Source organism: Sphingomonas sp. HF-S4 (assembly GCF_032911445.1).
GTDB lineage: Bacteria > Pseudomonadota > Alphaproteobacteria > Sphingomonadales > Sphingomonadaceae > Sphingomonas > Sphingomonas agrestis.
In genome coordinates this window covers 217,624-243,491 of sequence record NZ_JAWJEJ010000001.1, presented here as the reverse complement: position 1 = coordinate 243,491, position 25,868 = coordinate 217,624, and the positions used below count along the sequence as shown (strand labels likewise).

General features: G+C 66.9%; 26 protein-coding genes and 1 riboswitch. Of the genes, 14 read left to right on the top strand and 12 right to left on the bottom strand.

Going from position 1 to position 25,868, the window contains the following annotated elements:
• Positions 1 to 132 precede the first annotated feature (132 nt).
• The 3 genes from gcvH to RZN05_RS01190 form a co-directional block, all read right to left on the bottom strand.
• A complete protein-coding gene (gcvH, locus tag RZN05_RS01200) occupies positions 133 to 501 on the bottom strand; it encodes a glycine cleavage system protein GcvH (protein ID WP_317224801.1) in 369 nt (122 codons plus the stop codon).
• Between the two features lie 3 nt (positions 502 to 504).
• Positions 505 to 1,644, bottom strand: a complete 1,140-nt coding sequence (gcvT, locus tag RZN05_RS01195; protein ID WP_317224800.1) for a glycine cleavage system aminomethyltransferase GcvT — start codon at positions 1,642 to 1,644, stop codon at positions 505 to 507.
• Positions 1,645 to 1,802: 158 nt separating this feature from the next.
• Positions 1,803 to 1,892, bottom strand: a riboswitch (glycine riboswitch).
• Positions 1,893 to 1,955: 63 nt separating this feature from the next.
• On the bottom strand, positions 1,956 to 2,660 hold the full coding sequence (locus RZN05_RS01190; RefSeq protein WP_317224799.1) for a hypothetical protein: 705 nt from the start codon (positions 2,658 to 2,660) through the stop codon (positions 1,956 to 1,958).
• Positions 2,661 to 2,709: 49 nt separating this feature from the next.
• Between RZN05_RS01190 and ispH the strand changes: the two genes are divergently transcribed.
• From ispH to rnhA, 3 genes are all read left to right on the top strand, one after another.
• Positions 2,710 to 3,663 carry a 4-hydroxy-3-methylbut-2-enyl diphosphate reductase gene (gene ispH / locus RZN05_RS01185; RefSeq protein WP_317224798.1) on the top strand — a complete coding sequence of 318 codons (954 nt, stop codon included), beginning with the start codon at positions 2,710 to 2,712 and terminating at the stop codon, positions 3,661 to 3,663.
• A gap of 118 nt (positions 3,664 to 3,781) precedes the next feature.
• The gene (gene thrB, locus RZN05_RS01180; protein WP_317224797.1) at positions 3,782 to 4,738 is read left to right on the top strand and encodes a homoserine kinase; all 957 of its coding nucleotides are present in this window, start codon (positions 3,782 to 3,784) and stop codon (positions 4,736 to 4,738) included.
• Positions 4,735 to 5,175, top strand: a complete 441-nt coding sequence (gene rnhA, locus RZN05_RS01175; RefSeq protein ID WP_317224796.1) for a ribonuclease HI — start codon at positions 4,735 to 4,737, stop codon at positions 5,173 to 5,175. Before thrB ends, rnhA begins: the two co-directional genes overlap by 4 nt.
• On the opposite strand, the gene RZN05_RS01170 is transcribed toward rnhA, so the two are convergent.
• From RZN05_RS01170 to RZN05_RS01155, 4 genes are all read right to left on the bottom strand, one after another.
• Positions 5,172 to 5,495: an STAS/SEC14 domain-containing protein gene (locus RZN05_RS01170; protein ID WP_317224795.1), complete on the bottom strand. Its 324-nt coding sequence runs from the start codon at positions 5,493 to 5,495 to the stop codon at positions 5,172 to 5,174. The two genes, rnhA and RZN05_RS01170, sit on opposite strands and share 4 nt — an antisense overlap.
• A 98-nt stretch (positions 5,496 to 5,593) precedes the next feature.
• Positions 5,594 to 6,004 (bottom strand): acyl-CoA thioesterase, encoded by a 411-nt coding sequence (locus RZN05_RS01165; protein WP_317224794.1) that lies wholly within the window; start codon positions 6,002 to 6,004, stop codon positions 5,594 to 5,596.
• 122 nt (positions 6,005 to 6,126) lie between these two features.
• Positions 6,127 to 7,212 (bottom strand): NAD(P)/FAD-dependent oxidoreductase, encoded by a 1,086-nt coding sequence (locus tag RZN05_RS01160; RefSeq protein WP_317224793.1) that lies wholly within the window; start codon positions 7,210 to 7,212, stop codon positions 6,127 to 6,129.
• Entirely contained in the window at positions 7,209 to 8,156 is a 948-nt protein-coding gene (locus tag RZN05_RS01155; RefSeq protein ID WP_317224792.1) for an alpha/beta hydrolase, read from the bottom strand. Before RZN05_RS01155 ends, RZN05_RS01160 begins: the two co-directional genes overlap by 4 nt.
• 58 nt (positions 8,157 to 8,214) lie before the next feature.
• Here RZN05_RS01155 and RZN05_RS20700 point away from each other — a divergent pair, with 58 nt between their 5' ends.
• The 8 genes from RZN05_RS20700 to RZN05_RS01115 all read left to right on the top strand — a co-directional run bounded on the left by RZN05_RS20700 (position 8,215) and on the right by RZN05_RS01115 (position 15,961).
• The gene (locus tag RZN05_RS20700) at positions 8,215 to 8,880 is read left to right on the top strand and encodes an A24 family peptidase (RefSeq protein WP_449618996.1); all 666 of its coding nucleotides are present in this window, start codon (positions 8,215 to 8,217) and stop codon (positions 8,878 to 8,880) included.
• Between the two features lie 54 nt (positions 8,881 to 8,934).
• Complete coding sequence (gene cpaB / locus RZN05_RS01145; protein WP_317224791.1) at positions 8,935 to 9,972, top strand: Flp pilus assembly protein CpaB; 1,038 nt, start codon at positions 8,935 to 8,937, stop codon at positions 9,970 to 9,972.
• A 1-nt stretch (position 9,973) separates the two neighbouring features.
• On the top strand, positions 9,974 to 11,653 hold the full coding sequence (locus RZN05_RS01140) for a type II and III secretion system protein family protein (protein ID WP_317224790.1): 1,680 nt from the start codon (positions 9,974 to 9,976) through the stop codon (positions 11,651 to 11,653).
• 23 nt (positions 11,654 to 11,676) lie between these two features.
• Positions 11,677 to 12,303, top strand: a complete 627-nt coding sequence (locus tag RZN05_RS01135; RefSeq protein WP_317224789.1) for a CpaD family pilus assembly protein — start codon at positions 11,677 to 11,679, stop codon at positions 12,301 to 12,303.
• Positions 12,303 to 13,583 carry an AAA family ATPase gene (locus RZN05_RS01130; RefSeq protein ID WP_317224788.1) on the top strand — a complete coding sequence of 427 codons (1,281 nt, stop codon included), beginning with the start codon at positions 12,303 to 12,305 and terminating at the stop codon, positions 13,581 to 13,583. Before RZN05_RS01135 ends, RZN05_RS01130 begins: the two co-directional genes overlap by 1 nt.
• 51 nt (positions 13,584 to 13,634) lie before the next feature.
• On the top strand, positions 13,635 to 14,612 hold the full coding sequence (locus RZN05_RS01125; protein ID WP_317224787.1) for a type II secretion system F family protein: 978 nt from the start codon (positions 13,635 to 13,637) through the stop codon (positions 14,610 to 14,612).
• A 2-nt stretch (positions 14,613 to 14,614) separates the two neighbouring features.
• Positions 14,615 to 15,607, top strand: a complete 993-nt coding sequence (locus RZN05_RS01120) for a type II secretion system F family protein (protein ID WP_317227533.1) — start codon at positions 14,615 to 14,617, stop codon at positions 15,605 to 15,607.
• A 75-nt stretch (positions 15,608 to 15,682) separates the two neighbouring features.
• The gene (locus RZN05_RS01115) at positions 15,683 to 15,961 is read left to right on the top strand and encodes a hypothetical protein (RefSeq protein WP_317224786.1); all 279 of its coding nucleotides are present in this window, start codon (positions 15,683 to 15,685) and stop codon (positions 15,959 to 15,961) included.
• A gap of 88 nt (positions 15,962 to 16,049) precedes the next feature.
• On the opposite strand, the gene ppdK is transcribed toward RZN05_RS01115, so the two are convergent.
• The 4 genes from ppdK to RZN05_RS01095 form a co-directional block, all read right to left on the bottom strand.
• Positions 16,050 to 18,713, bottom strand: a complete 2,664-nt coding sequence (ppdK, locus tag RZN05_RS01110) for a pyruvate, phosphate dikinase (RefSeq protein WP_317224785.1) — start codon at positions 18,711 to 18,713, stop codon at positions 16,050 to 16,052.
• Positions 18,714 to 18,887: 174 nt separating this feature from the next.
• On the bottom strand, positions 18,888 to 21,101 hold the full coding sequence (gene glyS, locus RZN05_RS01105; protein ID WP_394804811.1) for a glycine--tRNA ligase subunit beta: 2,214 nt from the start codon (positions 21,099 to 21,101) through the stop codon (positions 18,888 to 18,890).
• Positions 21,102 to 21,270: 169 nt separating this feature from the next.
• Positions 21,271 to 21,537 carry an endonuclease domain-containing protein gene (locus RZN05_RS01100; RefSeq protein ID WP_317227532.1) on the bottom strand — a complete coding sequence of 89 codons (267 nt, stop codon included), beginning with the start codon at positions 21,535 to 21,537 and terminating at the stop codon, positions 21,271 to 21,273.
• Between the two features lie 71 nt (positions 21,538 to 21,608).
• On the bottom strand, positions 21,609 to 22,475 hold the full coding sequence (locus RZN05_RS01095) for a glycine--tRNA ligase subunit alpha (protein WP_317224783.1): 867 nt from the start codon (positions 22,473 to 22,475) through the stop codon (positions 21,609 to 21,611).
• 65 nt (positions 22,476 to 22,540) lie between these two features.
• On the opposite strand from RZN05_RS01095, the gene RZN05_RS01090 reads away from it, so the two are divergent.
• The 3 genes from RZN05_RS01090 (at position 22,541) to pth (ending at position 24,939) form a co-directional block, all read left to right on the top strand.
• Positions 22,541 to 23,416, top strand: a complete 876-nt coding sequence (locus tag RZN05_RS01090; RefSeq protein WP_317224782.1) for a TraB/GumN family protein — start codon at positions 22,541 to 22,543, stop codon at positions 23,414 to 23,416.
• Positions 23,417 to 23,662: 246 nt separating this feature from the next.
• Positions 23,663 to 24,289 (top strand): 50S ribosomal protein L25/general stress protein Ctc, encoded by a 627-nt coding sequence (locus RZN05_RS01085; RefSeq protein ID WP_317224781.1) that lies wholly within the window; start codon positions 23,663 to 23,665, stop codon positions 24,287 to 24,289.
• Between the two features lie 80 nt (positions 24,290 to 24,369).
• Positions 24,370 to 24,939, top strand: a complete 570-nt coding sequence (pth, locus tag RZN05_RS01080) for an aminoacyl-tRNA hydrolase (RefSeq protein ID WP_317224780.1) — start codon at positions 24,370 to 24,372, stop codon at positions 24,937 to 24,939.
• Positions 24,940 to 25,109: 170 nt separating this feature from the next.
• Here the strand turns inward: pth and map are convergent, their stop codons facing one another.
• Entirely contained in the window at positions 25,110 to 25,868 is a 759-nt protein-coding gene (map, locus tag RZN05_RS01075) for a type I methionyl aminopeptidase (protein ID WP_317224779.1), read from the bottom strand.

Here is a 25,868-nt window from a genome sequence, read left to right as displayed (position 1 = left end):
GCAAGGGAGGGGCAAGGGGTGGGTCCAGCGGCGGCAGGGCTCGATGCCCCTGTCGTCGCTTCGGGAGTGCGCAGGAGCTCGCTTCGCTCGCACCCACCCCCAACCCCTCCCTTGCAGGGAGGGGAGCAGAAGCTAGAGCTTGCTGACGAAATCCTGGTAGGCGGCTTCGTCCATCAGGCTTTCGAGTTCGCCGGCATCGGCGAGCGTCAGCTTGAAGAACCAGCCTTCGCCTTCGGGGTCCTCGTTGACCAAAGCGGGGTTGTCGGCGAGCTGGGCGTTGCCTTCGATCACCGTGCCGGCGACCGGCGCGTAGACGTCCGACGCGGCCTTGACCGATTCGACCACCGCGGCGTCGTCGCCCTTGCTGACCGCCTTGCCCTCTTCGGGAGTCTCGACGAACACGATGTCGCCGAGCTGGCTCTGGGCATAGTCGGTGATGCCGACCGTCGCGACTTCGCCGTCGACTTGGATCCACTCATGATCTTCGGTGAAATAGCGCACGGGTCAGGCTCCCTTTCTGACGTAACGATGGGGGACGAAGGGCATCTGGACGACCTCCGCATGATGGACTTTGCCACGCTGGGCGAGCGTGATGCGGGTGCCCGGCACGGCAAGTGCGGCAGGCACATAGGCCATCGCGATCGGCTTCTGGACGGTCGGGGCGAACCCGCCGCTGGTGACCTTGCCGACCTCGCTGCCCTCGCCATCGACGACGGCGGCGCCCTCGCGCACCGGCTGGCGGCCCTCGACGATCAGCCCGACGCGCTTGACGATCGGGCCCGCCTCGCGCTCGGCCATGATGCGCGCGTGACCGGGAAAGCCGCCTTCCTCGCGGCGGCGCTTCTTGAGCGCGAAGCCCAATGCCGCGGAGACCGGCGTGGTCTCGGTATCGAGGTCGTGGCCGTAGAGCGGCAGATCGGCCTCGAGCCGCAGCGAATCGCGCGCGCCCAACCCGATCGGCTTGACTTCGGGCTGCGCAGTGAGCGCGTCGGCGAGCGCTTCGGCCGCAGTGGCGGGCACCGAAATCTCGAAGCCGTCCTCGCCGGTATAGCCCGAGCGGCTGATCCACAGGTCATGGCCCTGCCACTGGAACAGCGCGCCCTGCATGAACACCAGCGCCGCGACGCCGGGGATCACGCGCTCGAGCGCGGTCGCCGCTTCGGGGCCCTGCAGCGCGAGCAAGGCGAGGTCATCGAGGTGATTGAGCGTGATCTCGTCGGCGAGATGCTCGCGGAAATGCGCGATATCGTCCCATTTGCAGGCCCCGTTGACGACCATGTAGATGCTGCCGTCGTCGCGCTTGGTCAGCATCAGATCGTCGAGGATGCCGCCATTCTCGGCCATCAGCAGCGAATAGACCGGGTGGCCCGGCTTCGCTGCGGCGATGTCGGCGGGCATGAGCGCTTCCAGAGCGGCCGCGATGCCGTCGCCCGAAAAAAGCAGCTGGCCCATGTGGCTGACGTCGAACAAGCCGGCATGCGCGCGCGTCCACAGATGCTCGGCCATGATGCCTTCATACTGGACGGGCATCTCGTATCCCGCGAACGGGACCATCCGGCCGCCGCGTGCGCGATGCCAGGCATCGAGCGCAAGCTGCTGCAATTCCGGTGCTTCGGCTTCGTTCTCGGGAACATCCAGGCTCATCAAAGGCACTCCGCACAGATTGAACGAGAATCCGGGCGCCCTCACGGCACGCCCTATCCTCGCCCCCTCTGTCACGGAACCTGAGAGCTTTCCCCTTGGCCGGAGCCCAGGGTTACCCCTTCGGTGGCCGCCTTGTCGGCGGCGCTTTCCAGAGTGTCACAGCGCGCGCGGTCCCTGATGCCTGAGAGATTCCGGGGCGGTTGCTCCTTCGGCGGTGGGTTGGTCCCACACTCTCCCGCGCGTGCCTATGGCGATTCCCCGCCACCGACGCCGCGAGCCTTGGCCGCGACGCCGAACCGAGTCAATCGCGATCAGCGCGTAACATTGTACTTCAGCTGGTCCTCGGTGAGCTGGAAGCCGACCAGCGCCTCGAACGTCGCCGAGAGCACCGCCGAGCGGATCGACGGATCGGCAAGCGGGTCCATCGCCGCGGCCTCGTCGCCGGCCTTGCGCTTCTCGGTCAGCCGCTTGCGCACTTCCTCGGGCAGCGTCGCCGCGGCGCGATCGATGCTGCTCGTCGCCTGGCCGCGGGTCTGCGCGCGGAGCTGGCCTTCGTCGAAATGGACGGTGACGCGGCCGATCCGCTTGGCGGTGACCGCGGTGCCGCCCCGCACGACGGTGATGAAATAGGGGAACGAAACGTCGCGCGCCGGGCCCGCCTGGTTGCGCCGCGCCAGCACGTCGAAGGTGACGTTGCTCAGGATCTGCGGGCCGGATTCGTCGCAGGTCGCCTGGACGTTGGTGAGCACGGCGGTGACGTCGATCGCGCTCGCCTCGCGGCTGTTCGCCGGATTGAAGGTGGTGATGTCGCCGGTGCCTGCCGGCACGCCGATATGCGGGCAGGCGGAGCGCACCGCGGTGATGCCGCCCTCGGCAATCTCGCCGGTGCGGGAGCAGCCGCCGGCGGCCAGCAGGATCAAAGCGGGGACGGCGAGCTTGGCGAGCGACACGGGCGGAACACCTTTCAAATCGAACAACGGGCCGCGCACGCGCAGCCCGGAAACGACGGGCACCATAGGAACCGCCTTTCGCCCGCGCAAGCAATCGCGTAGAGCCGCCGACGTGATGGACTCGACTGCAAAACCACCGCTCGAACTGCTCATCGCCGCACCGCGCGGCTTCTGCGCCGGGGTGGATCGCGCGATCCGCATCGTCGAGCTCACGATCGAGAAATACGGCGCGCCGGTCTATGTCCGGCACGAGATCGTCCACAACAAGTTCGTCGTAGACAGCCTGAAGGCCAAGGGCGCGATCTTCGTCGAGGAACTCGACGAAGTGCCCGATGGCGTGCCGGTGGTGTTTTCGGCGCATGGCGTGCCCAAGGCCGTTCCCGCCAAGGCGGCCGAGCGCGGGCTCTCCTATCTCGATGCCACTTGCCCTCTGGTTTCCAAGGTCCACCGCCAGGCCGAGCGGCTCGTCGCTGCCGGGCGCCACATCCTTTTCATCGGCCATAAGGGCCATCCCGAAGTAATCGGGACCTTCGGCCAGGTACCTGAAGGTGCGATGACGCTGATCGAGACACCCGAGGATGCCGAGCAGGTCTCAGTCGCCGATGTCGATAACCTTGCCTTCCTCACCCAGACGACCTTGTCGGTAGACGATACCGCGGCGACTCTCGACGTGCTCAAGCGCCGCTTCCCGGCAATCCTCGCGCCCGGCCCCAACGACATCTGCTACGCCACCACCAATCGCCAAGGCGCCGTCAAGGCGATCGCCTCGTCGGTAGATCTGGTGCTGGTGATTGGTGGGATGAACTCGTCCAACTCCCTTCGGCTGGTGGAAGTCGCAGAGCGGCAGGGTACGACGGCCTATCTGATTCCCCGCGCCGCGGACCTCGATTGGACGTGGCTGGAAGGCGTCGGCTCGCTCGGCATCAGCGCCGGTGCCTCGGCACCCGAACTGCTGGTCCGCGAACTGGTCGACAAGCTCTCCGAACGCTTCGAGGTGCGCGAACGCGACGTCGAGACGGTCGAGGAGAATGTGGTGTTCAAGCTGCCGCGCGGGCTGGAGGCGGCGTAAGCGCGCTTGAGAGCGATAAACAATAACCCGTTCCGGCTGAGCTTGTCGGAGCACGGCTCTGTCCTTTAACCGCCGGGAAGGACGGCCCTTCGACATCGCAGGGCAGACGGGGGTAGGAATGGCAGTCTACACACAGGTTTCGGCCGAGGCGCTTGGCGGCTTCCTCGAACGCTTCGACGTCGGCGAACTCATCTCGGCCAAGGGCATCGCCGAGGGGGTCGAGAACTCCAACTATCTGGTCGACACGACCAAGAGCCGCTTCATCCTGACGCTCTACGAGAAACGCGTTTCCGCCGACGACCTGCCCTTCTTCCTCGCCTTGCTCGATCATCTCGCCGACCGCGGCTTGCCGGTGCCTCCGGCCGTACCCGACCGCGACGGCCGCACGATCCATGAGATCGAAGGACGGCCTGCCTGCCTGATCCAGTTTCTCTCGGGCGTCTCCGTGACGCACCCCCGCCCCCCGCAGGCGCGCGCCGCGGGCGCGGCGATGGGCAAGATGCACGACGCGTTGCGTGATTTCACTCCGGAACGCCGCAACTCGCTCGGCCCCGACGACTGGCGCCCGCTGTTCGAGCGCTGCGGCCGCGACATGGATGCGATCCAGCCGGGGCTGTACGAGCATGTGGACAAGGCTCTGGACAAATTGTTGGCAAATTGGCCGCCAGACCTGCCACGCGCGGCGATCCACGCCGACCTCTTCCCCGACAATGTGCTGATGCTCGGCGACCGCATAACCGGGCTGATCGACTTCTACTTCGCCTGCACCGAAGTTCGCGCGTACGACCTCGCCGTAATGCATGGCGCCTGGGCGTTCGACGCCACCGGCGCACATTATGACGCCATGGTGGGCCAGGCGCTGGTGGAAGGCTATGCCGCGAACTTCGCGCTGCTCCCCGAGGAGCGCAGCGCCCTCCCCATCCTTGCCGAGGGCGCTGCGATCCGCTTCTTCCTCACCCGCGCCTGGGACTGGCTTAACACCCCGGCCGACGCACTTGTCACCAGGAAAGATCCGCTCGCTTATCTGCGCCGGCTGGACTTCTATGCCGAGAGGGGCGACGCGCTCTTCGCATGACCGAACTGCAACATGTCGAAATCGCCACCGACGGCGCGTGCAAGGGAAATCCCGGAAAGGGCGGCTGGGGCGTAGTGCTGCGCATGGGCGGCACCGAAAAGGAAATTTCCGGCGGCGAGCCCCACACCACCAACAACCGCATGGAAATGATGGCGGCGATCCAGGGCTTGAAAGCCCTCACCCGCCCGTGCCGCGTGACGCTCTCCACCGACAGCCGCTATGTGATGGACGGCCTGACCAAGTGGATCCACGGCTGGATGAAGAATGGCTGGCGGACCGCCGACAGGAAGCCGGTCAAGAATGCCGATCTGTGGCAGGAATTGCTCGCCGCCGCCAAGCCGCATCGCGTCGAGTGGGTCTGGGTAAAGGGCCATGCCGGGCACCCGGACAATGAGCGCGCCGACAGACTGGCGAGCGACGCGGCGATCGCGGCCTAGCGGCTCGCCGCGCGTTCGGTCGCGTCGCCGCGCAGCAACCAGTTGAGTGCAGTCTCCGCGCGCGCGAAGATGCGGAGATAGGGCTGGGTCATTTCGCGGCGGACCTGCATCCGCGCAATCGCGCTTTCGGTGACGATCGCGATGCGGCTGGCGACGGGGAAGCCGGCGAAGTGGCGACGAAAGGCGGGAAGCGCATCCTGCGGCTGGATGCCGCTGCGTCGCATGTCCATTCGCAGCAGATAGCCGGGCGCGAAACCCTCCGCATCGAACTGGTCGCGAAGCTTGCGGGCATAGTCGCCAACCGCATCAGGCTCGAACATTGCGAGCCACTCGATATCCAGCAGATTAAGCTCTTTACGAAACGCCACACGGTACATCCGGCCGCGTTTCGCAGCCAAAGGTTAACCTTTGGTCGCCGTCATTCCCCGGTCTTGACGAAGAACGTATCGATCACGCTCTGCGCGAGCCGCGCTGGACGCAGCGTCTCAGCATCGACGCAGCACCAGCTCGACTTGACCTCGGCGAGGACTTCGCTGCCGCGCTTGATCACCGTTTCGTAGAATGCGCGCGCACCGTGCACCTTTTCGAGCAGCACGGTGGCGACAACGTCGTCGTCTAGGAAGGCGGGGCGACGATAGGTGATCTCATGCTTGAGCGCGACCCAGAGGTGCTGCGCCACCGCATCGGGCGGGGCGAGCCCGCGCCAATGGCTGATAACGGCTTCCTGCACCCACTTCAGATAGCTGGCATTGTTGACGTGCCCCATGAAATCGATGTCCTCGTGCACGACATCGATCGGAAATTCATAGGGGTGGGCTGAGCCTTGCATCGACGAGCATGCTATCACCCCGGCCGATTCGCCGCGAGCGAAATCACGGCCTAACCCGCAGAAATCCTTGATTTCCCAAGCAGCCGCGCTTTCCGTAGCGGCAGGCGTCCGACGCCAGGCGGCTAACCGAACCGGGCCGGCGCGTATCCGGACGGATCGATCGCGGCGACCTCCGGATCGGGCGCGCGGCCGAGCAGCAATGCCGCGGCGAGCTTGGCGCCGGCGGGCGCGGTCTGGATGCCGAAGCCGCCCTGCCCGGCGCACCAGAACAGGCCCTTCACGGCGGGATCGAAGCCGTAGACCGGCAGGCGATCGGGCGCGAAGCTGCGCAGGCCCGCCCATTTGTGTTCGAGCGCCTCGACCCGCCAGTCGACTGCCTGCTCGAACCGGTCGATTGCGGTCGCCACGTCGAGTTCCTCGGGCGCGACGTCGCAGGGATCGGTGGCGGTCTCGTCGTGCGGGGTCAGCCATAGCCGGCCCCCCGCCTCGGGCTTGAAGTAGAAGCTGCCGCCGATGTGCACGACATGCGGGCAGCCGGGCGGCGGCGCGGGATCGGTGCGCAGTTGAAGCATCGTCCGCCGATAGGGCTGAATGCCGAGTGGCCGAGCACCCGCACTCTGCGCGACGGAGTCTGCCCAGGCACCCGCGGCGTTGACCAGGAGATCGGCCTCGAACTGCCCGGCGCGCGTATCGAGACGCCAGCGACCGCCTTCATACGCGGCGGCTTTGAGACCTGCCGAGACCATTAGCTCGACACCCGCCCGGCGCGCCTCGGCAAGGGCGGCGGCGTGGAGGGCGCCGACATCGATATATTCGCAGCTCGGCTCCCATATCCCGAGCGCCCATTCCTCACGCAGTCCCGGCAGCCGCGCGCGCGGATCGACTGCGTGAAGCTCGACTCCCGAACCTTCGAACGCGGCGAGAAACGCGTCGATCGCCGCGCGTTCCGACGTGCGCCCGATGTGCAGCGAGCCGAGCGGATCGAGGAAGCCACCCGCCCGGAGCGCCGGTCCCGAGGCGGTGGTCAATGGCTGGACGCCCGGGCCGCCATAGGTCTCCGACCAGAACGCCGCTGATCGCCCGGTGGCGTGGTATCCAGGCCGGTCCTCGGCCTCGAGCAGCAGCACGCGCGCATGCGGCGCGACTTCCGCGGCGAGGCTGGCGCCGGCGATGCCCGCACCGACGATCGCGATGTCGTAGCGCGTCACTTGGCCGTTGCCCGCTCCGCCAGGAACGTGTCGATCTCGTTCAGCGCCCGGTTACGCACGGGATCGGCCTCGCGAAGAATTTCGTGCGCGCTCTCCTTGCCGAAGGAGACGAGGTGGATGTCGGGCAGGCTGGGCGCGAGCGCGAGCGCGGCCTTGCCGTCGATCAGCCCGTCCTTCGCGGCGACCAGCATCAATATCGGCACCCGGATCCCGCCCAGCCGCGGATCGGCGGCGAGCTCGCGGTTCGAACGGAAGCCCTCGATCACCCAGCGCCAGCTCGGCGGGCCGGTGCGGATCTCCGGGCTGTGCTCCTGCCACCACAGCTCGTCGGCATAGCGATCGGCGTCGTGGGTGAGCAGCGAGGCGCGCGTCTCGGTCGTGTACGGCTTCTCGTTGCTCTTCCATGCCGGACGCGAAGGATCGCCCAGCCCGCCCAGCAGTTGCGCGGCCCACTCGGCAAAGGGGCCGAAGATGCCGCGCTTGAACCCGAGCATCGGCGCGACGAGCACCGCGGCGTCGGGCGCCACAACGCCCTCGGCCAGCGCGCGCAGCGCCAGATGCCCGCCCATCGAATGCCCCATCAGCACGCGTGGGCCGGGATTGGCCGGCGCCCAGCCCGCCCAGAAGTCGCGCAGGTCGCGGATATAGTCGGCATAATCCTCGACATGGCCGCAATTGCCCGCCGCGGTCAGCCGGCCCGAGCCCCCCTGCCCGCGCCAGTCGAACGACGTGACGTTCCAGCCGGCGTGGTGCCAGTGCGCGAACGTCTCCAGATACTTTTCGAAGATGTCGCCGCGGCCGCCCTGGAACAGGATCGATCCGCGTGGGGAATCGGCCTGCGCACGCCAGTCGAACACGCGGTGGTCCCAGCCGTCGGGTGCCGCCCAGCGATCGATGCGCGCACCGGCAGGGATGGCGCGGCGGTCTATACGGGAAGTTGCCATGGAGCTTGGTTACGGTTTGATAAGCCATTCCGTCTAGGCCTTGGGCTTCATGGGGGATGTGTTTCTAGCCATTCTGCTGGCCGCGCTCGGCCTGCTCCTGGTCTCGGCCGGGATCGAGGATGCGCGCACACGCAACATCGCCAATTGGAAAAACGCCGCGATCGCCCTGCTCGCACCCTTGTGGTGGTGGGCCAACGGCCTGGGGCTGTGGCCCGATGCCGCACTCCAGTTCGGCATCGCCCTGCTCGTCTTCGCGTTCTTCGTCGGCGCCTATGCCCTGGGGCAGATGGGCGGCGGCGACGTCAAGATGATCGGCGCGTTGGCGCTGTGGCTGCCGGTGCAGCCGCTGATCGGGATGCTCATGCTGATGGCGGTGCTCGGCGGCGCGCTCACCCTAGTGATGGTGGCCGAGCGCTGGACCCAGCTTCGCGGCGGGCTGTCCAAGCTTCCCTGGCGGACGCTGACGCCGGTTTTGATCGGGCTGGCAGCACTCGCGGCGATCGCCTGGTCGAGCTGGCCGCGCTTCCTCGCGCTGGTCGCCGGGCAGCCGATGCTCGCCAGTCTCGCGATCATGGCGCTGCTCGGCCTGGTCGGCGTGCTGCTGATCGTGGCGATGCGCGCCGCGCGCCGCGGCGGCGTGATTCCCGAGACTCCCTATGGCGTCGCCATCGCGATTTCGACGCTGCTCGTTCTTCGCGAACCGATTTTTAACCACTTTACGTGATGCTTAACGCCGGAAAACTAGACCGGCCATGTAATTGAAAAGGCTTGAAGCGAAATGGATGCACGCAAGCTCATTCTGCTCGTAGGCGCGCTCGTCGTCGCCGCGATCACTGCGTTCATGGCACGGAGCCTCGTGCTCGGCTCGCCGGCGCCCACCGCAGGCGCGGTGCCGGCTGCGGTGCAGCCGCAGAACACCACCGAAGTGATGGTCGCGACCAAGGCGCTGCCGGTCGGCACGATCCTCGACGCCACGTCGGTCAAGTTCGTCGCGTGGCCCAAGGAGCTGATCGAGGGCGCCTATTACATCAAGGGCGAATCGGAGCCTGCCAAGCTGCAGGGCACCGTCGTCCGCTTCGCGATTCCCGCCGGCCAGCCGATCACCCAGGGCGCGCTGGTCAAGCCGGGCGACCGGGGCTTCCTCGCCGCGGCGCTCGGGCCGGGCATGCGCGCCGTCACCGTGCCGGTGAACGCCGCGGGCGCCAACGTCTCGGGCTTCGTCTTCCCGGGCGACCGCATCGACCTGGTGCTGACCCAGACCGTCGCCGGCGGCGGCGATGGCCCGCCCCTCAAGGCCGCGGAGACCGTGATGCGCAACCTGCGCGTCCTCGCCACCGACCAGAAGACCGACAAGCAGACCGACGAGAACGGTAACACCGTCGTCAACACCTTCTCAACGATCACCGTCGAGGCCACGCCCAAGATCGCCGAGCAACTCGCGGTCGCGCAGACCGTCGGCACGCTGTCGCTGTCGCTGCGCTCGATCGCCGACAATCAGGGCGAGCTCGAGGAAGCCATCGCGAACGGCGACATCAACGTTCCCGCCGATGGCGATCCCAAGAAGGAAAAGGCCATGCTCGCGCGCGCCGCGGTCGGCCCGACCCAGGGGCGCGGCGGCTTCGCCACCGGTGCCGACGTGTCACGCTTCCAGCGCAGCTCCGTTCCCGGCAAGGCCGCGGACAGCTCGGGTGTGCCGGCGCAAGCAACAGCAACGGGAGGCACCTTTCCGGGTGCGGCTCCTGCCAGGAAAGGGCCGGTGGTCAACGTTGCCCGTGGCAACGCCGTGACCGAAGTCGAGCTCGGGGGTAAGAACTAAGATGCGCAGCAAGACTCTTCTCAAGCGGACCGCCGCAGCCGCGGCGCTGCTGCCGCTGATCGCGGGCAACATTGGCGCCGCGACCGCCCAGTCGCGCTCGAGCAGCGCCGTCGCCCGCGTGGGCCAGATGCCGCCGGGCTCGCAGCGCCCGAGCCGCGAAGTGCTCCTCTCGGTGGGCGAAGGCGAGCTCATCACGCTGCCGAGCAACGTCACGAACGTCTGGACGTCGAACCCGGCGGTTGCCGACGTCTATGTCAACAACCCGCGCCAGATCCACTTGTTCGGCAAGGAATTCGGCGAAGCGACGGTGTTCGCCACCACCGCTTCGGGCCAGGTGGTGTTCTCCACCAATGTCCGCGTCGCGCAGAACATCACGTCGCTCGACCGCATGATCCGCCTCGCCATGCCCGATGCCGACATCCAGGTGACCACGGTCGGCCAGATCGCGGTGCTCAACGGCACGGTGAAGTCGCCCGACGACAGCGCGCAGGCACAGCGCCTGGTTGCCGGGCTTCTTAACCCCGGCGTAAACGTCAACGACCCCGCCGCCACGCTGAAGATGGCGGTGATCAACCGCCTGCGCACGGCCACGCCGCTCCAGGTGCAGCTCCAGGTCAAGTTCGCCGAAGTCAGCCGGAGCTTCACGAAGAATATCAGCAGCAACCTCACTACGCTCGACAGCTCGGGCGGGTTCAAGTTCGGCATCGGTAGCGGCCGTGCGCCGGCCACGACCTTCACCAACGATCCGAACCTTCCGCTCGGCGTCGGCCAGACCGTGACCGGCTACACGATCGATCCGATTACCGGGAACATCGTGCAGCGCCCGGGCACTGCGATCACCCCCGGGCCGCAGCGTACCACGCTCGGTGGGCTGGGCCGGCTGTTCGGCCTCGACGTGCTGGGGGCGATCGACCTGGGCGAGACGATCGGCCAGGTGACGACGCTGGCCAATCCGAACCTGACCACGCTTTCGGGCGAGACCGCCAGCTTCCTTGCCGGCGGCGAGATTCCCATTCCCGTGCCGCAGGCCGGCTCGGGCAGCGGCAACCTGATCACCATCGAGTACAAGCAATATGGCGTGAGCCTGGCGTTCACGCCGACGGTATTGAGCGATGGCCGCATCTCGCTGCGCGTCCGCCCCGAAGTGTCGCAGCTGAGCACCTCGGGTGCGGTGCAGCTCAACGGGTTGAGCATTCCGGCGCTGACCACGCGCCGTACCGAGACCACGGTCGAGCTCGGCTCGGGCGAGAGCATGGTGATCGGCGGGCTGCTGCAGAACAACCATGTAAACGATATCAGCAAGACCCCGGGGCTGGGCGACGTGCCGATCCTCGGCGCGCTGTTCCGCTCGAACGGCTTCCAGCGCAACGAGACCGAGCTGGTGATCGTGATCACCCCGTATCTGGTCAAGCCGGTCAACGCGAACCAGATCGTGCTGCCGACCGACGGCTACCGTGCGCCGAACGATTTCGACCGCATCTTCATGGGCTCGATCGGCGGCAGCAAGAGCGATCTCGACCGTCCGAAGCCGAGCATGGCGCCGGCCGGCGGCCAGCCCGCGGTGGGCGCTTTCTCGCCGGCCCCGACGAACCCGTCGGTCGTCCCCGCTCAGGTCGCGCCGGCCCAGAACAACCGCAAGCCGAAAAAGGGCGCCTCCGCGGCTCCCGGTTTCGGCAACTGATCGTCCGACGAGGAGACCTGCCCGTGCTTTTGCGCTTCACTCCCCTGCTCGTCCCGGCGCTGCTGCTCGCCGGCTGCGGCACCTATAATGGCGGCGTCGAATCGGCGAACCAACCGGTTGTCGAGCGTAACGACTACGTCCTCGACCTGCAGAGCTCGGGCTATGGCCTGGCGGCGGGCGAGAGCCAGCGCCTGGCCGGCTGGATGTCGGCGATGAGCCTGCGCTACGGCGATCGCGTCGCGATCGACGATGGCGCAGCCGGATCGACCGGCCGCGCGGAAGTCGCCGCCGAGGCAGGCCGCTACGGGCTGATGCTCGCCGATCGCGCGCCGGTGACCGCCGGGCAGATCGCGCCGGGCACGATCCGCGTCGTCGTCACGCGGATGAACGCCACGGTGCCGGGCTGCCCCGATCATTCGCGCAAGTCCGAATACACGTACGAGGCGAGCACCAGCTCGAATTATGGCTGCGCTACCAACAGCAACCTGGCCGCAATGATCGCCGATCCGGCCGATCTGGTGCGCGGCGCGCCGGGTTCGCCCACATCCGATCCGGCGACCAACGCAAAGGCGATCGGCGCCTATCGGACCGCTGCGCCCTCGGGCACCGGCGGGACGACGATCAAGTCCGAGAGCACCGGAGGAAATTGATGAACGCGCCCTTCAATCCTTCGCGTACCGGCCATCGCGAGCCGTTCGTCGCCTTCGTCTGCGACGAGACCACTGCCGAGGCGCTGCGCCCGATCGCGGTCGAGCTCGGCTGGTCGCCTGAAAAGGTCAACAAGGGCGGGCTGCGCAATGCGGTCCAGACCCTGTCGGTCTCGGCGAGCCCCAACGTCCTGTTCGTCGATCTGTCCGAGAGCGGCGATCCGCTCAACGACATCAACGCACTCGCCGAAGTCTGCGAGCCCGGCACGATCGTGATCGCATCGGGCCAGGTCAACGACGTGCGCCTGTATCGCGACCTCGTCGCGAGCGGCATCCACGACTATCTGCTCAAGCCGCTCAATCCCGACGCGCTGCGCGACACCTTCGCCCAGGCCCAGGCCGCGCTCAACGCGCCCAAGCTGGCCGAGGCTGGCAGCGACGTGCCGCATTGCGCGGTGGCGGTGATCGGCACGCGCGGCGGCTGCGGCGCATCGACGATCGCGACCTCGCTCGCCTGGCTGCTCAGCGACAAGCATGCGCGCACCACCGCGCTGCTCGACCTCGACGTTCATTTCGGCACCGGTGCGCTCGCGCTCGACCTCGAGCCGGGCCGCGGCCTGACCGACGCGATCGAGAATCCGAGCCGCATCGACGGCCTGTTCATCGAGCGCGCAATGGTCCGTGCCTCGGAACGGCTCGCCGTGCTCTCGGCCGAGGCGCCGATCAATTCGCCGGTCCTCACCGACGGCGCGGCCTTCTACCAGCTCCAGGAGGAGATGCGCGGTGCCTTCGAGTGCACCGTCGTCGATCTGCCGCGCAACATGCTGGTCAACCACCCGCACCTGATCACCGACGTCCAGGTGGCGGTGTTGGTTACCGAGCTGACGCTGGCGGCCGCGCGCGACGCGATCCGCATCCTTTCGTGGTTCAAGTCGAACGCGCCGCAGACCCAGGTGATCGTCGTCGCCAACAAGGTCCAGCCCCAGGCGATGCTCGAGATCAGCCGCAAGGACTTCGAGGGCTCGATCGAGCGCAAGATCGACGTGATGATCCCCTTCGAGCAGAAGTTCGCCGCGCAGGCGGCCAAGCTCGGCAAGCCGCTCGCCGAGGCGGGCAAGGCGGCCAAGTCGCTTGCGCCGCTGGGCGAACTGGCGACGCGGATCATCGCGATCACCGATTCGGGCGAGCATGATGACAAGGCCGCCCGGGCAGCCAAGGGCTCGAAGGGCAGCTCGCTGCTCGACAAGATCAAGGTCAAGATGCCGTCCAAGGCAAAGAAGTAACCACTCCGCACCCATAGTGGGGCGGGTCAACGGGTTCGGAGGCGCGTCAGCGTGGAATTGCTGCCGGTTTTGATGGTTGGTGGAGGCACGTTCCTCGTGCTCGCGCTGATGGTGCTCGCTTTCTCGGGCCCCTCGGCCGAGCGTGCGAGCGCGCGCCGTCTCACGGGCCTGCGCGAGCGTCATTCGAGCGCGAGCGGCACCGTGGCGATGGAAGCGCAGATTCGCCGCGTCACCGCCAAGGGCACGAGCGGCATGGACCTCGCCGCGTCGCGCTTCCTGCCCAATCCCGCCTTGCTCCAGAAGCGGCTCAACATGACCGGCAAGGGCTGGACGCTCAGCCAGTACGGCATGGTCACGCTGGGTCTCATCCTGGTCCCCGGCGCGCTGCTCTATCTCAAGGGTGCGCCGATCTGGCTCGCCTTGTTCCTCGGCCTGTTCGTCGGCGTCGGGCTGCCGCACAAGGTGGTGAGCTTCTTCATCGCGCGGCGCATCGCCAAGTTCACCGCCAAGTTTCCCGACGCGATCGAACTGCTCGTCCGCGGCCTGCGCTCGGGCCTGCCGATCACCGAGACGATCAGTGTCGTCGGTCAGGAAGTCGGCGGCCCGGTGGGCGAGGAATTCCGCGCGGTTTCCGACAAGATGAAGATCGGCCGCACGCTCGACGCCGCGCTCCAGGAGACCGCGGACCGGCTCGGCACGCCCGAATTCCAGTTCTTCACGATCACCATCGCGATCCAGCGCGAGACCGGCGGCAACTTGGCCGAGACGCTCGCCAACCTCGCCGACGTGCTGCGCAAGCGCGCGCAGATGAAGCTCAAGATCAAGGCGATGTCTTCGGAATCGAAGGCGTCGGCGCTGATCGTCGGCTCGCTCCCCTTCATCGTGTTCGGCTTGGTCTGGTTCATCAACAACGGCTACATGATGAACTTCTTCCAGGACGAGCGGCTGATGGTCGCCGGCGGCGGCGGGCTGATCTGGATGGCGCTCGGCGCCTTCATCATGGCCAAGATGGTCAATTTCGAGATCTGATGATGGAACCCTCCACCGGCCCCACTTTGCTCGGCGTCGACGTCCTCTACGTCGCGACCTTCCTGAGCGCGATCGCCGCGGCGGCGGTGGTCTTCGCGATCTACACCGCCACGACGGTGCGCGATCCGATGGCCAAGCGCGTCAAGGCGCTCAACGACCGCCGCGAGCAATTGAAGGCGGGCATCACCGCATCGACCTCGAAGCGCCGCGCCAAGCTGGTCCAGAAGAACGAGACCACCGATCGCATGCGCTCGATGCTCGCCTCGATGAAGGTGCTGCAGGAAAGCCAGATCAAGGTCGCGCAGACCAAGCTGCTCCAAGCCGGCATCCGCTCGAAGGAATGGGCAGTCGCGGTGATCTTCGGCCGGCTGGTGCTGCCGATCGTGATCGGCATGCCGATCCTGTACATGGTCTACGGCACCGACATGTTCGCCGACTGGGGCTCGCTCAAGAAATACGGGCTCGTCGCGATGGCGTTCATCGGCAGCTACAAGGCGCCGGACATCTATCTCAAGAACAAGATCACCAAGCGCAGCCACGCGATCCGCAAGGGCCTTCCCGACGCGCTCGACCTGCTGGTGATCTGCGCCGAGGCGGGCCTGACCGTCGACGCCGCCTTCGCTCGCGTCTCGCGCGAACTCGGCAAGGCCTATCCCGAGCTCGGCGAGGAATTCTCGCTGACCGCGATCGAGCTGGGCTTCCTCACCGATCGCCGCCAGGCGTTCGAGAACCTCGCCAACCGCATCGACCTCGAGGCGGTTCGTGGCGTGGTCACGACGATGATCCAGACCGAGAAATACGGCACCCCGCTTGCGTCGGCACTGCGCGTGCTCTCGGCCGAATTCCGCAACGAGCGGATGATGCGCGCCGAGGAAAAGGCCGCCCGACTGCCCGCGATCATGACCGTGCCGCTGATCCTGTTCATCCTGCCGGTGCTGTTCATCGTGATCCTCGGGCCCGCGGCCTGCTCGATCAAGGACGCGCTGATGAGCTAATCCCGCGTTCGATCGTTACGGTGGCATAAGCGGTGCGGGCATGTCAGTCTGTCCGCCGCCACGGGAGATCGAACGATGCCGGGATTGCCTTTCGACACTGCCACCCAGTTCGTCGCGCTGGCGATCACGCTGGTGGCAGGCTTCTTCTTCGGGCTCGCCGCGCGATCGGGGCGGAGCAAGTGGCGCGAGCGCTACCAGGACGAGGAACTACGCCACCGCACCTATCGCGACGAAACCGGCGCCGAACTGCGCGAGGCCCAGCGGCGGCTGCGCGAGCTGGAAAACGAGAACGCCCGGCTGCGCGCGGCGACGCCTGGCGTGGTTGCGCCGCCGCGGGCGGTGGACCCGTACTGACCATCCCGTGCTCCGGCGACGGCCGGAGTGCTGGCGGTCAGCGACAGCCTAACGGCCTGCGCTCCGGCCTTTGCCGAAGCACGGGCGATTACTTGGCTTTGAGCGCCGCCTGCGCCGCAGCCAGCCGCGCGATCGGCACGCGATAGGGCGAAGCCGAGACGTAATCGAGCCGTGTCGCCTCGCAGAATGCGATCGACGCGGGATCACCGCCATGTTCCCCGCAGATGCCGAGCTTGATCTCGGGGCGCGTCGCCCTGCCCCGCTCGGCGGCGAGGCTGATCAGCTCGCCGACGCCTTCGACGTCGATGCTCACGAACGGATCGCGCGCATAGATGCCCTTCTCGACATAGGTGGTCAGGAAGCGGGCGGCATCGTCGCGGCTGACGCCAAGCGTGGTCTGGGTGAGATCGTTGGTGCCGAAGCTGAAGAACTCGCCGACCTCGGCGATCTCGCCCGCGCGCAACGCCGCGCGCGGCAGCTCGATCATCGTGCCAACCAGATACTCGATCGTGCGACCCTTATCGGCGAACACCGCCTGTGCGGCCTTGTCGACCACGATCTTCATCAGCTCGAGCTCCCGCCGCGTCGCGACCAGCGGGATCATCACCTCGGGGATCGGCGCCGCGCCGGACTTCTCCGCCACGGCCACCGCCGCCTCGAAGATCGCCCGCGCCTGCATCTCGTAGATCTCGGGATAGGTCACGCCCAGGCGGCAGCCGCGATGGCCGAGCATCGGATTGAACTCGTGCAGTTCCGCCGCGCGCCGACGCAGCGTCTCGACGTCGATGCCGGCGGCCCTGGCGACGTCCTCGAACTCGTTCTCCTCGTGCGGCAGAAATTCGTGGAGCGGCGGATCGAGCAGGCGGATCGTCACCGGCAGCCCGGCCATCACTTCGAAGATCTCGACGAAGTCGCTGCGCTGCTCGGGAAGCAGCTTGTCCAGCGCGGCGCGGCGCCCCTTCTCGTCCGAGGCGAGGATCATCTGGCGGACCGCAGTGATCCGCGCGCCATCGAAGAACATGTGCTCGGTGCGGCACAGCCCGACGCCCTCGGCGCCGAACTCGCGTGCGGTGCGGCAGTCGAGCGGCGTCTCGGCGTTGGTGCGGACCTTGAGGCGGCGCTTGGCGTCGGCCCATTGCATCAGCGTGCCGAAATCGCCCGACAGCTCGGGCTGGACGGTCGGCACTGCGCCGAACATCACTTCGCCGGTGGCGCCGTCGATCGTGATCGTGTCGCCCTCGCGAACTTCGCGGCCGCCGACGCGGAACAGCTTCTCCCTGGCGACGATCGCCAGCGTGCCCGCGCCCGAGACGCAGGGCCGCCCCATGCCACGCGCGACCACCGCGGCGTGGCTGGTCATGCCGCCTCGCGCGGTCAGGATGCCCTTGGCGGCGTGCATGCCGTGGATGTCCTCGGGACTGGTCTCGACGCGGACGAGGATCACGGCATCGCCCGCGGCGGCGCGCTTCTCGGCGGTATCGCTGTCGAACACCGCGAAGCCCGAGGCCGCCCCCGGCGAGGCGGGCAGCCCCTTGGTCAGCACGTCGCGCGTCGCGGACGGATCGAGCGTCGGGTGGAGCAACTGGTCGAGCGCCATCGGATCGACGCGGAGGATCGCCTCGTCCTGGGTGATCAGGCCTTCGCTCGCCATGTCGACCGCGATCTTGAGCGCGGCCTTGGCGGTGCGCTTGCCGCTGCGGGTCTGGAGCATCCACAGCTTGCCGCGCTCCACGGTGAACTCGATGTCCTGCATGTCGCGATAATGGCGCTCGAGCTGGTCGAAGACCCGCGCCAGTTCGGCATAGGCCTCGGGCATCGCCTCTTCCATCGACAGCGGCTTGGCGCCTGCCGCCTCGCGCGCCGCCTTGGTCAGATATTGCGGGGTGCGAATGCCGGCGACGACGTCCTCGCCCTGCGCGTTGATCAGGAACTCGCCATAATAGGCATTGTCGCCCTTGGCCGGATCTCGCGTGAAGGCGACGCCGGTGGCCGAGGTCCCGCCCATGTTGCCGAACACCATCGCCTGGACGTTGACCGCGGTGCCCCAGTCGCCGGGGATGTCGTTCAGGCGGCGATAGACCTTGGCGCGCTCGGACTGCCACGACCCGAACACCGCGCCGATGGCGCCCCAGAGCTGGTCGTGGACATCCTGCGGGAAGGGCTTGCCCCACAGCTCCTCGACGATGGCCTTGTACTCGGCGACGAGCTTCTGCCAGTCCGCGGCGGTCAGCTCGGTATCGAGGTTGTAGCCGTTATCCTCCTTGGCGATCTCGAGCGCTTCCTCGAAGCGGCCGTGATCGAGCCCGAGCACGACATCCGAATACATCTGGATGAAGCGGCGATAGCTGTCCCAGGCGAAGCGATCGTCGCCGCTGACCTGGGCGAGCCCGACCACGGTCGCGTCGTTGAGCCCGAGGTTGAGCACGGTATCCATCATGCCGGGCATCGACACGCGCGCCCCGCTGCGGACCGAGACGAGCAGCGGGTCAGCGGCATCGCCAAATTTCTTGCCGGTGACGCCCTCGATATGGGTCACGCCGGTGGCGACTTCGGCCTTGAGGCTTTCTGGGAAGGTCTCGCCCGAATCATAATAGAGTGCGCAGACCGGGGTGCTGATCGTGAAGCCGGGGGGCACCGGCAGGCCGATCGAGGCCATGCCATCGAGATTGGCGCCCTTGCCGCCCAGAAGGTTCTTGTCGCCGTTACCGCCGTCCGAAACCCCGCCGCCGAAGCGGTACACGTACTGCGTCATCCCTGGTCCTTCTGCTGGAGGCACTGCCCCAGGATGGGGAGGCGCCTACCGCGCATGCGAACAGTGCGGAAGCTCTGATTGCGTTGTCAGGAGGCAGACAAGCGGCGGACGGCCAAAGGTTCGTAAAGGTTAGGCAAAATCATGCCGTTTCGGATCTGTAATAAATCGGATAAATCAGCCTTCGATCTTCGAAAAGTCGGCGACTTTGTGCACTGCGTCACGCATCCGCGCGAGCAGGCCGAGCCGGTTGGCCCGCTTGTCGGGATCGGAGTCGTTGACGGTGACCTTGTCGAAGAACGCGTCGATCGGCGCGCGCAGCGTGGCGAGGGCAGCCATTGCCGCCTCGAAATCCTCGCGCTCAATCGCGGCTTCGGCGCGCGGCTCGGCCGCGTCGAGGGCTTCCTTGAGCGCGGACTCGGCGGGCTCGGCTTCGTAGATGTTGCCGCCGACATCGGTGTCGGTGCCGTCGAAGCCCTCCTTCTTGAGGATGTTCGCGGCGCGCTTGTAGCCGGCGAGCAGGTTCTTGCCGTCCTCGGTGGTGACGAACGCCTGGAGCGCGTGGACGCGGGCGAGCAGGCGGACGAGATCGTCCTCGCCGCCCAATGCGAACACCGCGTCGATCAGGTCGTGGCGGACGCCGGCTTCGCGCTGCTGGACCTTGAGGCGGTCGGCGAAGAAGTCGAGTAGATGCGCCGTACGATCCGAGAGATTTCTCTGAAGCGTTGACCAACCTTCGAGCCTAACCCCTTCAGCGGTAAGCGGATCACAAGCAAATTGCCCAGATTCTGTACGGACATAGTTCTCGTATATCCAGCGGATCACCGCCCGCAGATCATAGCGAAGACCCGCCCCCAATTGCTGCGACAGGACGCCAAGTGCTGCGCGCCGAAGAGCAAACGGGTCGCGCGATCCCGTCGGTCGCTCGTCTGCCAAGAAGAACCCGACTAACGTATCCAGCTTGTCCGCCAGGCTCACCGCCACCGTCACCGGCGCGGTAGGAACCTCGTCCCCCTGCCCGACCGGCTTGTAGTGATCGCGGATCGCCTCGGCGACTTCCCGCGGTTCGCCCTGCGCGGCGGCGTAATAGCCGCCGATCAGGCCCTGGAGCTCGGGGAACTCGCCGACCATGCCGGTGACGAGATCGGCCTTGGCGAGACGCGCGGCGCGGTCGGCCATGTCGGCCAATAGCCCTCTCCCCCCCGGGGAGAGGGTTGGGAGAGGGGCCTGAGCCGCGAGCGATGCGCCTAGAGGAGAGTCCCCCTCTCCCCGACCCTCTCCCCGAAGGGGAGAGGGAGAAGAAGTGACGATCCCCTCGTCCACCAGCCAGCGGGCGAGCTTGGCGACGCGATCGACCTTGTCGGCGACCGTCCCCAGCTTCTCGTGGAAGACGATCTTCGCCAGCTTCGGCGTCAGATCCTCGAGCCGGGTCTTGAGATCGGTGTCGTAGAAGAACCGCGCGTCGCTGAGGCGTGCGGCGAGGACCTTCTGGTTGCCCTCGACGATCTTCTCGCCGCCATCGACTGCGTCGATATTGGCCACGCAGACGAAGGCATTGGCGAGTTTGCCCGCGCCGTCGCGGCAGACGAAATACTTCTGGTTCACCCGCGCCGTCAGCTGTATCACTTCGGGCGGCACGCTGAGGAAGTCGGCGTCGAAGCGGCCGAGCAGCGGCACCGGCCATTCGGTGAGCCCGGCATTCTCGAACAGCAGGCCCTCGTCCTCGACCAGGGTGAGCCCGGCCTTCTGCGCCGCCATCTTTGCGCCGAGCGCGATGATCGCGCGGCGCTCGGCGCCGTCGACGATGACGTGGCAGGCGCGCAGCTTTTCGACATAGTCGGCGGCGGAGCCGATCGTGATCACGCCGGGATGGTGGAAGCGGTGGCCGACTGTCTGCGCGCCGCTTTCGACCCCGGCGACCTGGATCGGCACGAGCTTGTCGCCCAGCAGGGCGATGATGCCCTGGAGCGGGCGGACCCAGCGGAGGCTCTCGGTCGAGGCCGAGGCGGCGCCCCAGCGCATCGACTTGGGCCAGGGGAAATTGTGGATGACATGCGTGACGGCGCTGGCGAGCACCGATCCGGCGACCACGCCGGGGCGCTCGATCACCGCGAACAGGACCTGGCCGCCCTTGCCGTCGTCGCGCGCGACGAGCTGGTCGCGGGTGAGCCCGGTCGAGCGGAGGAAGCCCTGGAGCGCGGCGTCGGGCGCATCGGCGCGGGGCCCCTTGCGCTCCTCGGTCATCGCGGTGGTAGTTGCGGCGACGCCGCGGACGATCAGCGCGAGCCGGCGCGGCGTGGCGTAGCTCTCGATGGCTTCATAGGCGAGGTTGAGCGCCTGGAGTCGCGTCTCGAACAGGGCGGCGAGATCGGCACGGGCCTTTTCCTGCATCCGCGCGGGGATTTCCTCGCAGCGCAGTTCTAGGAGGAAGTCTTCGGTCACTGCAATTCCTCCCCGGCACGGGGAGGGAGACCATCCGAAGGATGGTGGAGGGGGCGTGCGGCAAGCGACGCTATCGCGTCTGCCGCGTCTTCGACATTTTTCAGCACATCAGCTACGTTCAAGCGCACAATCTCATATCCGTTTCTTGCATGAATTGATCGCGAGCCTGATCGTCGTCAACGCGATCTGCATGAATTTCGCCGTCGATCTCGACAACAAGCCGAGCCGATGCGCAGTAGAAATCCGCGACGCAGGGGCCAATCGGATGCTGGCGGCGAAACTTCACGCCCACCTTGGCGCCCCGCAGTCTCTGCCAGAGCAGGACTTCGGGCAGAGTCATTTCGCGACGGAGCTTGCGCGCGGTGTCGGTTTCCGGGCGGCGCATTTGCGGCACGCCCCCTCCACCACGCGACTTCGTCGCGCGGTCCCCCTCCCCGTTCCGGGGAGGAGCGGGGCTCACGCCGCCCACCCGTTCTTGGCCATCCAGGCTTCGCACGAGCCCTTGGCCAGATCGCGGACGCGGCCGATATAGGCCTGGCGTTCGGCGACCGAGATCACCCCGCGGGCCTGGAGCGTATTGAAGATATGGCTCGCCTCGATCGCCTGCTCATAGGCGGCGATGGGCACGTCGTTGGCCAGGCAGTTCTCGCATTCGGCCGCGGCCTTGCGAAAGCCCTCGAACAGCGTCTCGGTGTCGGCGACTTCGAAATTATACTTCGACATCTGCTTCTCGTTCTCGAGAAACACGTCGCCATAGGTCACGCCCGCGTCGTTGAACGCCAAGTCGTACACGCTGTCCTTGTTCTGGATGTACATCGCCAGCCGCTCGAGCCCGTAGGTCAGCTCGCCCGCCACCGGCTTGCAGTCGAAGCCACCCATCTGCTGGAAATAGGTGAACTGGGTGACTTCCATGCCGTCGCACCAGACTTCCCAGCCCAGGCCCCAGGCGCCGAGCGTCGGCGATTCCCAATCGTCCTCAACGAAGCGGATGTCGTGGTGCGTGAAGTCGATCCCGATCGCGGCGAGCGAGCCGAGGTACAGCTCCTGCAGATCGGGCGGGCTGGGCTTCAGGATCACCTGATATTGGTAATAATGCTGGAGCCGGTTGGGGTTCTCGCCATAGCGGCCGTCGGTCGGGCGGCGGCAGGGCTGGACGAAGGCGGCGTTCCACGGATCGGGGCCGAGCGCGCGCAGCGTCGTCGCGGGGTGGAAGGTGCCGGCGCCCATGCGCATGTCATAGGGCTGGAGGATCACGCAGCCCCGTTCGCTCCAGTAATCGTGGAGCTTCAGGATCATGCGCTGGAAGCTGAGGGGCTCGGACATGCGCGGTGCTTTGGCGTGGCGCGCGCACGTTGACAAGGTGGCAGGGATCGCCTCCTGTCCGCCCCATGCGAAAGATGATGATCGGACTGGCGCTGCTGGCGCTGTGCGGATGCAAGGCGGCGACACCCGCCAACGATGCGGATCCGGCCTTGTGGGTGCTCAAGGACGACGACACGACGATCTATCTGTTCGGCACCGTCCACCTGCTCAAGCCGGGGCTGCGCTGGTTCGACGATGGCGTGAAGAAGGCGTTCGACGCGAGCGACGAGCTTGTGCTCGAGCTGGTGATGCCGCCCGAGGCCGAGATGCAGGCGCTGGTGACCGAGCTGGGGATGTCGACCAGCGGGCCCAGCCTGCCCGAGCAGCTCGGCCCGGCCGAGGCGGCGAAGTTCCGCGCGGTGTTGCCCGAGCTGGGGATCGCACCCGAGGCGCTCGATCGCGCCGAGCCGTGGCTGGCGGCGACCTTGCTGTCGGCCGCGCCGCTGCGCCGATTGGGCTATGACGAGAAGGACGGCGCCGAGGCGGTGCTGACTGCCGCGGCGCAGAAGGCGGGCAAGAAGCTGGTGGGGCTCGAAACCGCGCGCGAGCAGCTCGGCTATTTCGACCGGCTGCCGTTCGATGCGCAGCGCGCGCTGCTGGTCGATACGCTCGCCGACCTGCCCAAGGCGGGCGAGACGATCGACGCGATGGTCGCGTTGTGGGGCAAGGGCGACGCCGATGGCCTGGCGCGGCTGATGAACGAGGATCTGGCGCGGGCGCCTGAACTGGCCGACGCGCTGCTCGCCCAGCGGAACAAGAAGTGGGCGGATTGGCTCAAGGCGCGGATGGATGCGCCGGGGTCGGTGTTCGTTGCGGTCGGGGCCGGGCATCTGGCGGGGAACGGCGCGGTGCAGGCGGAGCTTGCCAAGCGTGGAGTGAAAGTGGAGCGCGTGAAGTACTGATCAGATCCTCCCCCGGAGGGGGAGGTGGCAGCCGCAGGCTGACGGAGGGGTATTCTCCACGAGCGACGCTGCCCGCGGAGAATACCCCTCCACCGCTTCGCGGTCCCCCTCCCCCTCCGGGGGAGGATTGGTTGCCTTGCCTTTCGCTCCCATCTCCGCTAGAGGCGCGCGCTTGTTGCGGCAGGGTCATCCCTGGAGGCCTGCCCGGCATACGAACTGAAACACTTTAGCGCATTGGAACGACACATGAGCGAGACGCTTACGCTGTCGGCCGAGACGCGCGACCGGGCTGGCAAGGGAGCCTCCCGGGCGCTTCGTCGTGAAGGCCGCGTCCCCGCCGTTATCTACGGCAACAAGGCAGACCCCGTTGGCATCCACGTCAACGAGCGCGAGCTGGTAAAGCTGCTGAACACCGGCCACTTCATGAACTCGGTCGTGATGGTCAATGGCGAGCGCACGCTGCCCAAGGACGTCGCGTTCGACGTCGTCACCGATCGTCCGCTCCATGTCGACTTCCTGCGCATCTCCGAGCATGCCACCGTCACCGTCGCGGTGCCGATCGTGTTCACCGATGAGGAAGAAGCCCCCGGCATCAAGCGCGGCGGCGTGCTCAACATCGTTCGCCACGAGCTCGAGCTCGTCGTCGATGCCGCCGAGATCCCCGACCAGATCGAGATCTCGCTCAAGGGAGTCGAAGTCGGCGATTCGATCCACATCTCCGCGGTGACGCTGCCCAAGGGCGCGACCTCGGCGATCACCGATCGCGATTTCACCATCGCGACCGTGGTGGCCCCGTCGGCGCTCAAGTCGAGCGAAGGCGACACCGAGACCGAAGCTTCGGAAGAGGCTCCGGCCGAGGGCGAAGGCGAGTAATCGCTTCCTCGAACTTCGCAGTTCAAAAAATCGCCTCCGCATCCTAGGTGCGGGGGCGATTTTGTTTTCGGGGTTTGGAAATGCAGCTCTGGGTGGGTCTCGGCAATCCGGGGCCGCAATATGCGATGCACCGGCACAATGTCGGCTTCATGGCGCTCGACGCGATCGCCGAGGTGCACGGCTTCTCGGCGCCCAAGAAGCAGTTCCAGGGCTGGACCCAGGAAGGGCGGATTGGTTCGACCAAGCTGGTCCTGCTCAAGCCCGGCACCTTCATGAACGAGAGCGGCCGCGCGGTGCGCGCGGCGATGGACTTCTACAAGCTCACCCCCGCCGACGTCACCGTGTTCCACGACGAGCTCGACCTGGTGCCGTTCAAGGTCAAGGTGAAGCAGGGCGGCGGCACTGCGGGGCATAACGGCCTGCGCTCGACCGACGCGCATATCGGCCCCGATTTCCGCCGCGTGCGCCTGGGCATCGGCCACCCCGGGCACAAGGATCGGGTCACCGGCTATGTGCTGGGCAATTACGCCAAGGCCGAGATCGAGCCGTTGACCGACATGCTCGGCGCGATTGCCGCCGAGGCGCCGTGGCTGGCCGAGGGCAATGACGCGCGCTTCATGAGCGGCGTCGCCTCGCGGCTGCAGGACTGAAATTACCTCCCCTCCCCGTTCGCAGGGAGGGGCTGGGGGTGGGTGCGCGCGTCTGCGCGCTCAGAAAGACTCATAGCCTGCACAGCATAAGGCGCTGGCCGGGGCGTTGAGCCCCGCCCCGCGCCAACCCACCCCTAACCCCTCCCTTGCAGGGAGGGGAACGTGGTCGCCTAGCTCCCATCCGCGCGCAGGGTCAGCACTTCGACGCCGGTCGCGGTCACTGCGACGGTATGCTCGAATTGGGCGGAGAGCTTGCCGTCCTGGGTGACCACGGTCCAGCCGTCGTCCTGCGTTTCGACTTTCCGCGTGCCCTGGTTGATCATCGGCTCGATCGTGAAGGTCATGCCCTCGCGCAGCCGCATGCCGCTGCCCGGCTTGCCGAAATTGAGGATCTGCGGCTCCTCGTGCATCTCGCGGCCGATGCCGTGGCCGCAATATTCGCGGACCACCGAATAGCCGTTCTTCTTGGCATGCTTCTCGATCGCGAAGCCGATGTCGCCGAGATGCGCGCCCGGGCGGACCTGGCGGATCCCATGCCACATCGCCTCCTGCGCCACCCGGACCAGCCGCTTCGCCGCGGGCGGGGCGTTGCCGACCAGATAGGTCTTGCTCGAATCGGCGATGAAGCCGTTCTTCTCGAGCGTGATGTCGAGGTTGATGATGTCGCCGTCGCGGATGATCGTGTTGTCGTCCGGCACGCCGTGGCAAACGACCTGGTTGATCGAGCAGTTCAGCACGAACTTGAAGCCGTATTGCCCCTTGCTCGCCGGCCGCGCGGCGAGGTCGTTGGTGATGAAGTCCTCGACCAGGTCGTTGACCTGCATCGTCGTCATGCCCGCAAGGTCACGGGCGTCGAGCATCTCGAACACCGAGGCGAGCAGCTTGCCCGAAATGCGCATCAGCGCGAGTTCGTCGGGAGTCTTGACCAT